We start from the raw sequence: 12,812 nt of genomic DNA, 5'->3' as shown, positions 1-12,812 counted from the left end.
TGGTTCCCCCGGTCAGCCGTGCGCCCGGCGCGCCATGTCGTGCAGCACCTTCGAGGTGGGCACGGGCGCCTGCCGGACACCGGTCAGCGTCTGGTTGAGATAGCTGGAGTGGGCGGCCGTGGCCGCGACGAACTCGGCGGTGTCACCCTGCGGCCGGAACCCGTGCCGTACCGCGAGCCTGCGCAACGTCGGGTCGCTGCTGAGGAGTTGACCCAGCTCGCGGCCCTCCGGGGTGAGCGGCACGACGGTGTGGTCGCTGGTGGCCGTGGTGTCCGGGTAGAGCACGACGAGATCGCCCACCGGCTGCTTGTCGAGGAGCAGCGAGGCGACCTGGGACTCGTAGACGAGGACCAGCGGATTGCCGGCGCCGCTGATGAAGTCCCTGAACGGCGCGTCGGAGCTGGACTGTTGGGCCCCCTGCACGCTGATCAGCTTGTGCATGAGCGGCGCGGTGCGACCGACATCGGCGCTACTCGCGGCCACCCGTCCGCCGTTGGCGACGTAGGAGGCGGCGGCGAGATACAGAGCACCCGAGTTGGAGGTCTCGGGATCGGTGCTCGCGATGTAGAGGGTGCCGGTCAACTCCCCGTGTCCGTCGGCCCCCTTGAGCTGCTGCCAGGTCAGGTCCCGCTTGGCCGCGTCGAGGTAGGCGCCCATCTTCAGGGTGCCGCGGTCCTTGTCCTTGTCCAGCGTGGCGAGCCCGTTGTCCGCGAGGACCTGGGCGGCGCTGCGGTGGGCGACGACGACGAGCGGCGAGTAGAAGGGCCGCGGCAAGGGCCGGCGCACCTGGTACTTGTCGGCCAGCGCGTCGGCCGGTGCCTGGCTGGAGGGGAAGGCGAAGTCGTACCCCTTGAGGTCGAGCCCTTCCATGGCCCAGGACCCGGAGGTCTCCGTCCTGACGGTGAAGCCCTTGGCGGCGAGAGCCTTCACCACATCGGGATCGGCGAAGAAGTCCGCCTTCTCCGAACCGATCACACCACGCACGGTCTTCGTTGCCGTGCCCTTGTCCCCGTTGTCCCGGCCCGCTACGACGGCTGCCACCACGCCACCGATCAGCAACACCGCGAGGACGATTCCCGCGATACGTCTCACGAGGGGCAGCGTGCTCGCGGAACCCAACATTCCCCGAGGAAAGGGATGAACGGAAGGTGTCGGACGGGTCCCGGATCAACACGGGGCGCCTTCAAGCCCGTTCAGGCGACCGGAGTCACCGCGTGCGCGTCCATCCGCTCGGCCGACAGAATCGCCGCAGCCGTGTCGGCACGGGACGCGGCAACAACCAACGCCCGCCCGGCCAGCGCGTGCGCCCGCTGGTGCAGGGCGTCCAGACGGGACGTAGACGCGGCCGCGGACGACGCCCGGCTGGGCGAAGCCCCCCGCAACCGGGTCAACTGCCCCGCGAGCCGCTCCGCAGCAACGTCCAGTTCGGCCGACGGCTCCAGTGCCCGCAGTTCATCGGTCACCGCGAGCAGCGCGGCGAGGTGTCCCGCGAGCTGGATGTCCAGCTCCTCCTCGCGCGACCGATGAGGAAAGTCGGAGGCCGGGGTGCGGGCCACCGTGCTGTGGACCGACTTCGTGCGGATCGGTTCGTACATGGCAGGGTCTCCTGTGCTCAGACAGGAAACCATCCTAGCTTAGATCTCGTCTAAAGTTGTGTTGGCCGAAAATCTGGCCGAAAGAACCCCGAGAAAAAGCCCCCGCGAGGTTTACGGCTGGCTGTACCCGTCCAGGAAGTTCCCGATCCGGGTCACCGCGTCCCGTAGATCCCCCACCGACGGCAGCGTCACGACCCGGAAGTGATCGGGCTCGGACCAGTTGAAGCCGGTGCCGTGGACGACCATGATCTTCTCCTGGCGGAGCAGGTCGAGGACCATCTGCCGGTCGTCCTTGACCTTGAAGACCTGGGGATCGAGCCGCGGGAACAGATACAGCGCGCCCTTCGGCTTCACGCAGGTCACGCCCGGGATCTGGGTCAGCAGCTCGTACGCGACATCCCGCTGTTCCTTCAGCCGGCCGCCCGGAAGCACCAGGTCGTTGATGGTCTGCCGCCCGCTGAGCGCGGCGACCACCCCGTGCTGGCCGGGCATGTTCGCGCAGAGCCGCATGTTGGCCAGGATCGTCAGACCCTCGATGTAGGAGTCGGCGTGCGCGCGCGGGCCGGAGATCGACATCCAGCCGACGCGGTATCCGGCCACCCGGTACGCCTTCGACATCCCGTTGAACGTGAGGGTCAGCAGGTCCGGGGCGACCTTCGCGGTCGGGGTGTGCGTGGCGCCGTCGTAGAGGATCTTGTCGTAGATCTCGTCGGAGCAGACGAGGAGGTTGTGGCGGCGGGCGATGTCGGTGAGGCCCTTGATCATCGCCTCGTCGTACACCGCGCCCGTCGGGTTGTTCGGGTTGATGATGACGATCGCCTTGGTGCGGTCGCTGACCTTGCGCTCCACGTCGGCGAGGTCGGGCATCCAGTCGGACTGCTCGTCGCAGCGGTAGTGGACGGCGGTCCCGCCGGAGAGGGAGACCGCGGCGGTCCACAGGGGGTAGTCCGGCGACGGTACGAGGACCTCGTCCCCGTCGTCGAGCAGGCCCTGCATCGCCATGACGATCAGCTCGGAGACGCCGTTGCCGATGAAGACGTGCTCCACGTCCGTCTCGATGCCCAGGGTCTGGTTGTGCATGACGACCGCGCGGCGGGCGGCCAGCAGGCCCTTCGCGTCGCCGTACCCGTGCGCCGACGACACGTTCCGGAGGATGTCCTCCAGGATCTCCGGCGGGCATTCGAACCCGAACGCCGCCGGGTTCCCGGTGTTCAGCTTGAGGATGCGGTGCCCTGCCGCTTCCAGACGCATCGCCTCCTCGAGAACCGGGCCCCGGATCTCGTAACAGACGTTGGAGAGCTTGGTCGACTGGATCACCTGCATGTCGGTGAGCTTACGGCCCGGTAACGCGACGTGCCTCGTGCTTTCCGCCACATGAGACACACCCGGTCCGACTGGGTACGTTGACCCTGCCGAAGGGGGAGGCAGGGCATGAAGTTCTCGCTGTTGAGCGACGAGCCGGTGAGCGCGCCCGAGGGCGATCTGCTGGGCGCCGGCACGGCCGCCCGCCAACTGGCCACGCTCATCCACGACTCGAGGGCCGCGACGCCCTTCACGCTCGCCGTGGACGCGGGCTGGGGCATGGGCAAGAGCAGCCTGATGTGCCTGGTCCGGGCGGAGTTGACGCCGCGCGAGGACGTCTCGACGGTCTGGTACAACGCCTGGTCCGCGACCGGCGCCGACGTGCTGGAAGGCCTCATCAAGACCGTCCTGATGAAATTCGACAAACGCCTGCTGCGCCGGGCCCTGCACCAGCTGTCCCAGCACGGCCCGCTGATCAGGGCGGTGCTGGCGACGCTCACCGTGGTCGCCTCGCCGTTCGGGCTGGCCGGGCTCGTCGACCGGCTCTGGCGCGAGCTGTCCGTCGACCCCCGGGCCCGCGCCACCATGCGGGACGAGCTGAAGAAGCTCGCGGAGGAGTGGGCGAGGACCACCCCGGACCGGCCGGGCCGGCTGCTCGTCGTCTTCATCGACGACCTCGACCGGTGCGCCGAGGACACCGTTCTCGCGGTCTGCGAGGCGGTCAAGGCCTACCTCGACCTGCCGGGGCTCGCGTTCGTGATCGGCTGCGACCGCTCCGTGCTCGGCCCCTCGGGCCTGCTGCGGGACCTGGGCCCGGCCGGTTCGGCCTTCATGGAGAAGATCTTCCAGACCAGCTACCGGCTGCCCGTCGCGGGTGGCGAGGACCTGCGGGCCTACGTCCGGGACTGCGCCGAGCGCGCGGGAGTGCGCGACCTGCTCGACGACGCCATGGTGAACCTGATCGCCGATCGCTCGGCCCGCAACCCTCGGCGGATCAAGCGGCTCATCAACGGCTTCGGCCTGGAGTGCTCCCTCAACCCGGTGTGGACGGGCATCGAGCCGGAGGCGGTCATCAGGACGCTGCTGCTCCAGTACCTGTATCCGGAGTTCTACCGGATCCTCGTGGCGAGCGACGCCTCTGCCCACACCGCCAACGCGGGCCGCGAGTTCCTGGAGTACGACACGGCCCGGCGGGTGCTGAGCCGCTGGGCCGAGCCCGGACCGGAGACCTGGCGGGCCACGGTGTCGTCCGTGAGCGGACACCGGCTCGCCCCGCCCGACCGCGAGCGGCCCGACGACTGGGAGGCCGTCCTGGGCCGGCTGGAGGAGCAGCTCCCCACCGTCTACCCGGCGTTGGCCCGGGACCGCGACTTCGTCCGCCTCGTCGAGGAGTGGCTGCGGCTCGCACAGGCCGACGAACTGGTGACCCGGCTCCAGCAGGGCGGCGCGACCCCGGTCGTCACGGTCCGGGTGGACGCGGAGCCCCCGGCCGGCGGGGGGCGCAGGCCGGACGAGGGCCGCTCCGAGGACCGTCCCGAGGGCCAGGACGGCGTCCGCTACGACGACATCCGCATCCTCTGGGTGGACGACCACCCCGCCAACAACCTCACCTACGTACGGGAGTTGGAGGAGCTGGGCGCCGAGGTCGTGCTGGCCGAGGACGCGGTGAGCGCTGAGCGGATGTTCGCCCGCGGGGCGGTCGACCTCCTGGTGTCCGACTTCTCCCGCGGTCTGGACCCCGACGCGGGCCTGGACGCTCTCGCGCGCTGGCGGGAGCGGGCGATCTTCACCGGGCCGGCGGTGTTCTTCACGGGCCGTGTCACCCCGGCCCGTGAGCGGCGCTGCCTCGAACTGGGCGCCCGGATCGCCACCGACGGCAGATCGCTGCGCCGGCACATCGACCGGGCATGCGCGGAAATTCGCCAGTCCCGGGCCTGAAACCGCTCCTTGCCCGCCCACCCCTCGCACATGACAATGCCCATGACAAAAAGACGACCGGAAGATCTCCGGTCGCCTCGTCATAAGAGGGGACCCCCACATGAACAAGCCTCTCCTTGCCGCGCTCTCCACCCTGGCCATCGCCGGGGCGGGCGTTGCACCCGCGGTCGCCGCACCCCAGGTGACACCGAAGGCCGCGGCGGTCACCGTCAACTTCGCCGGCACCGTCTCGCTCAGCAACTGCTCCGGCTCGGTCATCCGCTTCCCCGGCTCGGCCGACACCGCCCCGGCGCTCGTGCTGACCAACGGGCACTGCCTGGAGACCGGGTTCCCCGAGCCCGGCGAGGTCATCACGGGCCAGTCCTCCAGCCGTACCTTCGGGCTGCTCAACTCCGCCGGCACCAAGGTCGCCACGCTCCGCGCCAACCAGGTCGTCTACTCGACGATGACCGACACGGACGTGACGATCTACCGCACGACCACGACGTACGCGGCGATCAAGAGCGCGTACAACATCAGTCCGCTCACCGTCAGTGCGACGCACCCGACCGCCGGGACCGCGATCAAGGTCGTCTCCGGGTACTGGAAGACGATCTACAGCTGCAACGTCGACGGGTTCGTGTACCGGCTGAAGGAGGGGGACTGGACGTGGAAGGACTCGCTTCGTTACACCTCCGCGTGCAACACGATCGGGGGGACGTCGGGGTCTCCGGTGATCGACACCAGTACCGGGCAGGTTGTCGCGGTCAACAACACGGGGAACGAGGACGGGGAGACCTGCACGGTCAACAACCCGTGTGAGGTGGATGCGAGTGGCAACGTGACTGTCCGGCAGGGGATCAACTACGCCGAGGAGACTTACAACATCCCGGCGTGCTTCACCTCGGCGAACGTGCTCAGCCTGAACGCGTCTGGGTGCACCCTGCCCAAGCCGTAGTCGGTTGTGTTTTGTCTGCGGGTGCGTGGGGGCTGGTCGCGCAGTTCCCCGCGCCCCTTAAAGACAGGGCGTTAGCGGGTGCTGCGGATTGATCTGCCCGGGAGTTCGGGTGTTCGGTGGCCGTCCTCTATTACGAAGCGGCCGTTGATCAGTACGTGGGGGATGCCTTGGGGCAGGGTTCGTGGGTTCTCGAAGGTTGAACCTGCTGCCACTGTCTGCGGGTTGAAGAGGACTACGTCCGCCTTGTAGCCCTCCTTGACCAGGCCTCTGTCCGGCAGGCGTAGGCGGGCTGCCGGACGGGAGGTCAGGTGGGCGACGCATTCCTCCAGGGAGAGGACGCCCAACTCCCTTGTGTAGCGGCCCAGATACTCGGGGAACGTGCCGTAGGCCCGGGGATGGGGCTTCGCGCCCTGGAGGATGCCGTCGGAGCCGCCGGTGTGGACGCGGTGGCGCATGATCTGGCGGACGTTCTCCTCGTGGCCGACGTGCTGGAGGATCGACGGGGCGAGCCGGTCGGTCAGGAGGAGGTGGCGGGCCGTGGTCCAGCTGTCGAGGCGGCGGCCGACGTACTCCGCCAGCGCGGGGTTCTCGACTCCCGCGATCTCGATCGTGTGCCACTCCATCGGCACCCCGTGGCAGCCGTCCGAGCCGATCACCTCCACGTGGTGGCGGATCCGCTCGGCCGTGTCGTCGTCCGCGAGGCGCTTCAGGATCTCCTCGGGGCCGCCCTCGCTCGCCCAACTCGGCAGCATCGCCACGAGAGTGGTGCAGCCGGGGGTGTAGGGGTAGGTGTCGAGGCTGATGTCCGCGCCGGTCGCCAGGGCCTCGTCCAGGAGGGTCAGCAGCTCCGGTGCGCGGCCCTCGTTCACGCCGAAGTTCATGGTGGCGTGGGCCAGATGGAGGGCGCAGCCTGCCTCCCGCGTCAGCTCCACCATCTCCTCGTACGCCTCCAGCGCGCCCGCGCCGTAGGAGCGGTGGTGGGGGCAGTAGTAGCCGCCGTACGACGCCACCACCCGGCAGAGTTCGGTGAGTTCGGCGTCCTTGGCGTACATGCCGGGGGTGTAGGTGAGCCCGGACGACATGCCGACCGCGCCCTGTTCCATGCCCTCGGCGACCAACTGCCGCATCCGGTCCAGCTCTTGGGGTGTCGCCTCCCGGTCCTCCCAGCCGACGGCGAGCATCCGGACCGTGCCCTGCGGGATCAGGTAGGCCGCGTTGACCGCGATGCCGCGACCGTCGAAGCCGTGGTCGAGCCGGTCCAGGTACTCGCCCACGGAACGCCAGTCGAAGTCGATGTCGTCGCCGTGGCCGTTCCACCCGGCGATCGCCCGGCGCACCTCGGCCAGCGTCCGGTCGTCGACGGGGGCGTACGACAGGCCGTCCTGGCCGATGACTTCGAGGGTCACCCCCTGCGCGGCCTTGGCGCTGTGGTCCGGGTCGCGGAGCAGCGCCAGGTCGCTGTGGGCGTGCATGTCGATGAAGCCGGGGGAGAGGACCAGCCCCTCCGCGTCCAACTCCCGCCGCGCAGTGGGGCGTTGACAGCCCGCCGCCGCGGCCTCCTGCACGATCGAGACGATCCGTCCGCCGTCGATCACGACATCGGCGCGGTACGCGGGCGCGCCGGAGCCGTCCACGACGTCCGCGTCCCGGATCACCAGCTCTTCCATGCGATGCCTCCAACGGGGTCCGGCAGGGCTTCCACGAGGTCCGGCGGGGCTGCTAGAAGAACGTGCGGATGTAGTCGACGACCGTCCCGTCGGCCTCCGCCACCGGGATCAGCTGCCACTTGTCGAAGGACGTGCACGGGTGGGACAGCCCCATCCCGATCCAGTCCCCGACCTCCAGATCCGCGTCGGGCGCCGTCCGCAGCCAGGCGTGCTGGTCGGACAGGCCGGTGACCTCGACGCCGGTCGCCGGGCGCTCGGTGCCGTCCCGGCGGACCACCTGGGCGAGCGGGAGGTCGAGGTCGTAGGCCGCGTCCCGCTTGCCCGCGTTGGCGAAGGCCTGCTCGGGGGAGGGGCGGGAGACGATCTGCGCCCAGAGCCGGAACGCGGGCTCCAGCGCGCCCTCTTCGGGGACGCGGGTGAAGGGGGTGATCTCGCGGTAGTGCCCGTCGTCGTGCGAGACGTAGGCGCCGGAGCGCAGCAGCTTGAGGGCGGGCAGCGAGAGTTCGGGCAGTTCGGCGAAGACGTCGGCCACCGCGTCGAACCACGCGCTGCCGCCCGCGCTGACGACGATCTCGTCGGCTCCCTCGAACCGCCCGTCCTTGTCGAAGTCCACGGCGAGCGCGGTCAGCCGGCGCAGCCACGCGTGCACCCGCTCCGGATCGGCATCGGGCACCTCGCCCTCGTACCCGGCGACCCCCACCAGCCGCAGCGTCCCCACGCCGGCCACCGCGTCCGCGACCGCCGTGCACTCCGCCTCCGTGCGCACGCCGGTGCGGGCACCCTCGCCCGCGGCCAGCTCGACGACGACGTCCAGCGGGCGGGCGGCGCCGCGCAGGGCCGCGTCCATCAGCTCGACGCCGCGCACGGAGTCGACGTAGCAGATGAAGCGGAAGGCGTCGTCGGCGTCCAGTTGGGAGGAGATCCACTTCAGGGCCGCCGGGTCGACCAGTTCGTTCGCGAGGAAGACGCGCTCGATGCCGAACTCCCGTGCCACGCGCACCTGGTGGGGGACCGCGAGGGTGATGCCCCAGGCGCCGTGGGCGAGTTGGCGGTGGAAGAGCTGGGGGGCCATGGAGGTCTTGCCGTGCGGGGCGAAGGCGAGGCCGTGGCGGGCCGCGTAGGTCTCCATGAGGCGGAGGTTGTGGTCCAGGCGCTCGGCGGAGAGGGCGAGGACCGGGGTGGTGAAGCCGTCGGTGAAGAGGTTGCGGCGCTGGGCCGCCAGCTCGGTGACGGTGAGGCCGTCCGCGTCCGGGGGGAGGCCCTTGAAACGGTGGTCGACGCGTTCCCCGGCGAGCCGGGCGAGCGCTTCGGTACCGGTGTCGCGGACCATGGGGCCTCCCTGAGCTGGACTGTTGCAATCCTTGCAACATTCATTGCGTATATCGCTTACCGCTGTCTAACATCTCGCCCAACACCGGGTCAACGGAGCCGCCGCCGGCCCGGTGCGCCGAAGAGGAGCCATCACCATCGTGACCGCCGACGGACACTCCACCGCCGCCCGTGACGTCGTGGACGTCGTAGCGCTGGGCGAGTCCATGGTCACGTTCCTACCCAGCAGACCGGGCCGCCTCGCCGACGTGCCGTCCTTCGACCGCGCCATCGGCGGCGCCGAGTCCAATGTCGCCTGCGCGCTGGCGGCGGCCGGGCACACCGTGCGGTGGGTCAGCCGGGTCGGGGCCGACGGCTTCGGCGACCACCTCGTCGAGACGATCGGCGGCTACGGCGTCGACGTGTCCGCCGTACGACGTGACCCCGCGCGCCCGACCGGCATCTACTTCCGCACCGCGGGCGACCGGTCCACCGACGCCCACGAGGTGGCGTACTACCGGGCCGGGTCCGCCGCCTCCGCGATGGCCCGGGGGAACGTCGACCTGGACGCCGTACGGGCCGGGCGGGTGCTGCACCTGTCCGGGATCACCCCGATGCTGTCCGACGGCTGCCTCGGCCTGGTCCGCGAGCTGACCGCGCCGCGCGCCGGCCGGCCGCTCATCTCCTTCGACGTCAACCACCGCCCCGCGCTGGGGCGTCGGGCCGACGGGCCGAGCGTCCTGCTGGAGCTGGCGCGCGGCGCGGACCTCGTGTTCGTCGGCGAGGACGAGGCCGCCGAGGTCTGGGGGCTCGTCGGGGCCGATGCCGTACGGGCCGCGTTCCCCGACCCCGAGACGCTCGTCGTCAAGCAGGGCGGCCGCGGGGCCACCGTCTTCCACGGCGGCGACACCACCTTCGTGCCCGCGCCGCACGTCGACGTCGTCGCCGCGGTCGGCGCCGGGGACGCCTTCGCCGCCGGGTTCCTCTCCGCGACCCTGCGGGGACTTCCCGTACGGGACCGGCTGCGGCACGGCCATCTCACGGCCGCCGCCGCCCTCACCGTGCCCGGCGACCTCGCCGCGCCCCCGGTCGGCGACCACGCCGACCGGCTGGCCGCCCTCGACGACCGGGCGTGGGGGAGACTTCGACTCGGCCCCGGCTGGACCGACGCCGCCGACTGGGCCGACGAGGAGGTATGTACGCCATGAGTCAGACCGTCGACCGCGCGCTCAGCATCCTGCCGCTGCTTGCCGAGGGCCCCGCCGACCTCGGCCAGGTCGCCGACCGTCTCGACGTCCACAAGTCGACGGCCCTGCGCCTCCTGCGCACCCTGCACGAACACGGCCTGGTCTACCGCCAGTCCGACCAGCGCTACCGCCTCGGCGCCCGCCTCATCGCCCTCGCCCAGGAGGCGATGGAGAACCTCGACATCCGCGAGATCGCCCACCCCCACCTCGCCCGCCTCAACGAGCAGTGCGGTCACACCGTCCACCTCGCGGTGTACGAGGAGAACGAGGTCCTCTACATCGACAAGGTGGAGAGCCGCTACCCGGTCCGCATGTACTCGCGGATCGGCAAGCCGGTCGCCATCACCGTCGCCGCCGTCGCCAAGCTGCTCCTCGCCGACCTCCCGGAGGGCGAGCGCCGGGTGCTCGCCGACAAGCTCGAATACCCCATGTACACCGCCCGCTCCACCCCCAACGCCCCCGCTTTCCTCAGGGAGTTGGAGAAGGTGCGGGACCAGGGCTGGGCCACCGACCTCGGCGGCCACGAAGAGTCCATCAACTGCGTCGCCGCGCCCATCAGGGGCGCCGACGGACGGGTGGCCGCCGCGATGTCGGTCTCCGCGCCCAACGTCGTCGTCACCGCCGACGAACTCCTCACCCTGCTCCCCCTGGTCCGCCGCACGGCGGACGCCATCAGCGGTGAGTACTCCGGCAGAACTACCACCAGGGACACCGAATGACCGACAAGACCGCCCTCACCCCCAAGACCCACACCGCCCCGCCCGCGAAGTTCTCGCACGGCGTCCGCAAGGGGAACATCCTCCAGGTCGCCGGCCAGGTCGGCTTCCTCCCCGCCGAGGAGGGCAAGCCGCCCACCCCGGCCGGCCCGACCCTGCGCGAGCAGACCCTCCAGACCCTCGCCAACGTCGAGGCGATCCTCGAGGAGGGCGGCGCGAGCTGGGAGGACGCGGTGATGATCCGCGTCTACCTGACGGACGTCGACCACTTCGCCGAGATGAACGCGCTCTACAACGAGTACTTCGAGGGCCGCGTCGAGATCCCCGCCGCCCGCACGACGGTCTACGTCGGCCTGCCCGCGGGCCTGCTCATCGAGATCGACGCGCTGGCCGTCCTGAGCTAGCACTGCCCCAAATCCCGCACACCGTACGACGGTTCGGCGCCCGCACCGGCGCCGAACCGCGATCCCCCCTGCCCGGATGCGCCGGTCCGGGGGACATCCCCCAGACCCCCGGATTCATGCTCTTACGACGACAACGAGGACCCCCACCATGTCCCTACCGCTCGCCGCAACCGCCCCCGCGACACCACCCCACACCGGAGGCCTGCTCCTCCTGCTCGACGGCACGGCAGGCCTGTTGACGGTCGCCGCCATCGGGATCGCGCTCCTCCTCTTCCTGATCATCAAGGTCAGACTCCAGCCCTTCGTGGCCCTCCTCGCCGTCTCCATAACCGTCGGCCTGCTGTCGGGTCTCTCGGTCACCGAACTCTTCGGCACGGTCCAGCGCTCCGACGCCGTCTCCACCATCGAGTCCGGCATGGGCGGCATCCTCGGCCATGTCGCGATCATCATCGGCCTGGGCACGATGCTCGGCGCGATCCTCGAAGTCAGCGGCGGCGCCGAGGTGTTGGCGTCCCGGCTGCTCAACCTCTTCGGCGAGAAGCGGGCGCCCCTCGCCATGGGCCTCACCGGCCTGATCTTCGGCATCCCGGTCTTCTTCGACGTCGGCATCTTCGTCCTCGCGCCGATCGTGTACGCCGCCGCCAAGCGCGGCGGCAAGTCGATCCTGCTGTACTGCCTGCCGCTGCTCGCCGGCCTGTCGATGACCCACGCGTTCCTCCCGCCGCACCCCGGCCCGGTGGCCGCCGCCGGTCTGCTGCACGTCCAGCTCGGCTGGGTCATCCTCATGGGCATCGTCTGCGGCATCCCCGCCGTGCTCGCCGCGTGGGCCTACGCCGCCTGGGTCGGCAAGCGGATCTTCGTCGCTGTACCGCAGGACATGGTCGAGGCGGCGGCCGAGGCGAAGCAGGCCGTCATCGACGAACAGCGGGAGTCCGGCGTCGTACCGCAGGAGAAGCCGGTGTCGCTCGCCACGGTCCTCGCGATCATCGGTACGCCCCTCGTCCTGATCCTCGCCGCCACGTTCTCGTCGATCGCCTTCGACCCGTCGACCGGCCGCTCGGTGCTGGAGTTCTTCGGCAGCCCGTTCGTCGCGCTGACCATCGCGCTCCTCCTCGCGTACTACCTCCTGGGTCTGCGGCGCGGCTGGTCCCGCAAGTCCCTGGAGACCGTCTCCACCGCGTCCCTCAAGCCGGTCGGCAACATCCTGCTGGTCGTCGGCGCGGGCGGGATCTTCGGCGCGGTCCTGAAGGCGAGCGGGGTCGCGCAGGCCCTCTCGGACACCTTCCACGACGTGGGCCTGCCGGTGCTGGTCCTGTCGTACCTGATCTCGCTCGTCCTGCGGGTCGCACAGGGTTCGGCGACGGTCGCGATCGTGACGACGGCCGGCATCGTGGCCCCGCTGCTCGCCGAGGGCGACCACTCGCAGGCCTTCGTCGCCCTGGTCATCATGGCCATCTCGGCGGGTTCGATCTTCGCCTCGCACGTCAACGACGGCGGCTTCTGGATGGTCGCGAAGTACTTCGGGATCAGCGAGCGGGACACCCTGAAGACGTGGACCGTGCTGGAATCGGTGCTGTCGGTCGCGGGGTTCGCGGTCGCGGCGGTGCTCAGCCTGTTCGTCTAGTCCCATTTGATGCGGTGCCATGTAGGCGTCTGATAACGAAGTAGGGGCTGGCTGTGCCCGACACAGGATCGTCG

General features: G+C 70.3%; 11 protein-coding genes. 6 read left to right on the top strand and 5 right to left on the bottom strand.

Annotated elements, in window-relative coordinates; all coding sequences use genetic code 11:
- Window positions 1–12: 12 nt before the first annotated feature.
- The 3 genes from OHT77_RS17475 to OHT77_RS17465 form a co-directional block, all read right to left on the bottom strand.
- Entirely contained in the window at window positions 13–1,092 is a 1,080-nt protein-coding gene (locus tag OHT77_RS17475; RefSeq protein WP_328829397.1) for a substrate-binding domain-containing protein, read from the bottom strand.
- Window positions 1,093–1,193: 101 nt separating this feature from the next.
- On the bottom strand, window positions 1,194–1,595 hold the full coding sequence (locus OHT77_RS17470; protein WP_328829396.1) for an SCO4983 family protein: 402 nt from the start codon (window positions 1,593–1,595) through the stop codon (window positions 1,194–1,196).
- A gap of 111 nt (window positions 1,596–1,706) precedes the next feature.
- The gene (locus OHT77_RS17465) at window positions 1,707–2,918 is read right to left on the bottom strand and encodes a pyridoxal phosphate-dependent aminotransferase (protein ID WP_033285217.1); all 1,212 of its coding nucleotides are present in this window, start codon (window positions 2,916–2,918) and stop codon (window positions 1,707–1,709) included.
- Between the two features lie 108 nt (window positions 2,919–3,026).
- Between OHT77_RS17465 and OHT77_RS17460 the strand changes: the two genes are divergently transcribed.
- A complete protein-coding gene (locus tag OHT77_RS17460; protein WP_328829395.1) occupies window positions 3,027–4,835 on the top strand; it encodes a P-loop NTPase fold protein in 1,809 nt (602 codons plus the stop codon).
- 100 nt (window positions 4,836–4,935) lie between these two features.
- On the top strand, window positions 4,936–5,772 hold the full coding sequence (locus tag OHT77_RS17455) for a trypsin-like serine peptidase (protein WP_328829393.1): 837 nt from the start codon (window positions 4,936–4,938) through the stop codon (window positions 5,770–5,772).
- 71 nt (window positions 5,773–5,843) lie between these two features.
- Here the strand turns inward: OHT77_RS17455 and OHT77_RS17450 are convergent, their stop codons facing one another.
- Both OHT77_RS17450 and OHT77_RS17445 read right to left on the bottom strand, forming a co-directional pair.
- A complete protein-coding gene (locus OHT77_RS17450) occupies window positions 5,844–7,439 on the bottom strand; it encodes an N-acyl-D-amino-acid deacylase family protein (RefSeq protein WP_328829392.1) in 1,596 nt (531 codons plus the stop codon).
- Between the two features lie 52 nt (window positions 7,440–7,491).
- The gene (locus tag OHT77_RS17445) at window positions 7,492–8,769 is read right to left on the bottom strand and encodes an amino acid deaminase (RefSeq protein ID WP_328829391.1); all 1,278 of its coding nucleotides are present in this window, start codon (window positions 8,767–8,769) and stop codon (window positions 7,492–7,494) included.
- Between the two features lie 139 nt (window positions 8,770–8,908).
- Between OHT77_RS17445 and OHT77_RS17440 the strand changes: the two genes are divergently transcribed.
- The 4 genes from OHT77_RS17440 (at window position 8,909) to OHT77_RS17425 (ending at window position 12,738) form a co-directional block, all read left to right on the top strand.
- Window positions 8,909–9,955 (top strand): sugar kinase, encoded by a 1,047-nt coding sequence (locus OHT77_RS17440; protein ID WP_328829390.1) that lies wholly within the window; start codon window positions 8,909–8,911, stop codon window positions 9,953–9,955.
- Complete coding sequence (locus OHT77_RS17435; RefSeq protein WP_328829388.1) at window positions 9,952–10,713, top strand: IclR family transcriptional regulator; 762 nt, start codon at window positions 9,952–9,954, stop codon at window positions 10,711–10,713. Before OHT77_RS17440 ends, OHT77_RS17435 begins: the two co-directional genes overlap by 4 nt.
- Window positions 10,710–11,114, top strand: coding sequence for a RidA family protein (locus OHT77_RS17430; protein ID WP_328829387.1), 405 nt, complete (start codon window positions 10,710–10,712; stop codon window positions 11,112–11,114). Before OHT77_RS17435 ends, OHT77_RS17430 begins: the two co-directional genes overlap by 4 nt.
- A 148-nt stretch (window positions 11,115–11,262) precedes the next feature.
- Window positions 11,263–12,738 carry a GntP family permease gene (locus OHT77_RS17425; RefSeq protein WP_328829386.1) on the top strand — a complete coding sequence of 492 codons (1,476 nt, stop codon included), beginning with the start codon at window positions 11,263–11,265 and terminating at the stop codon, window positions 12,736–12,738.
- The last annotated feature ends 74 nt before the right edge of the window (window positions 12,739–12,812 follow it).

Origin of the sequence: Streptomyces sp. NBC_00252 (genome assembly GCF_036187565.1) — a bacterium.
Lineage (GTDB): Bacteria > Actinomycetota > Actinomycetes > Streptomycetales > Streptomycetaceae > Streptomyces.
Note: the sequence above shows the minus strand (reverse complement) of the source record. Positions and strands in the feature narration are given on the sequence as shown.

Excerpts from the sequence above, each read along its gene's own strand:
- OHT77_RS17470 (WP_328829396.1), bottom strand. The coding sequence starts at position 1,595 with ATGTACGAACCGATCCGCACGAAGTCGGTCCACAGCACGGTGGCCCGC.
- OHT77_RS17465 (WP_033285217.1), bottom strand. The coding sequence starts at position 2,918 with ATGCAGGTGATCCAGTCGACCAAGCTCTCCAACGTCTGTTACGAGATC.
- OHT77_RS17460 (WP_328829395.1), top strand. The coding sequence starts at position 3,027 with ATGAAGTTCTCGCTGTTGAGCGACGAGCCGGTGAGCGCGCCCGAGGGC.
- OHT77_RS17455 (WP_328829393.1), top strand. The coding sequence starts at position 4,936 with ATGAACAAGCCTCTCCTTGCCGCGCTCTCCACCCTGGCCATCGCCGGG.
- OHT77_RS17450 (WP_328829392.1), bottom strand. The coding sequence starts at position 7,439 with ATGGAAGAGCTGGTGATCCGGGACGCGGACGTCGTGGACGGCTCCGGC.
- OHT77_RS17445 (WP_328829391.1), bottom strand. The coding sequence starts at position 8,769 with ATGGTCCGCGACACCGGTACCGAAGCGCTCGCCCGGCTCGCCGGGGAA.
- OHT77_RS17435 (WP_328829388.1), top strand. The coding sequence starts at position 9,952 with ATGAGTCAGACCGTCGACCGCGCGCTCAGCATCCTGCCGCTGCTTGCC.
- OHT77_RS17430 (WP_328829387.1), top strand. The coding sequence starts at position 10,710 with ATGACCGACAAGACCGCCCTCACCCCCAAGACCCACACCGCCCCGCCC.
- OHT77_RS17425 (WP_328829386.1), top strand. The coding sequence starts at position 11,263 with ATGTCCCTACCGCTCGCCGCAACCGCCCCCGCGACACCACCCCACACC.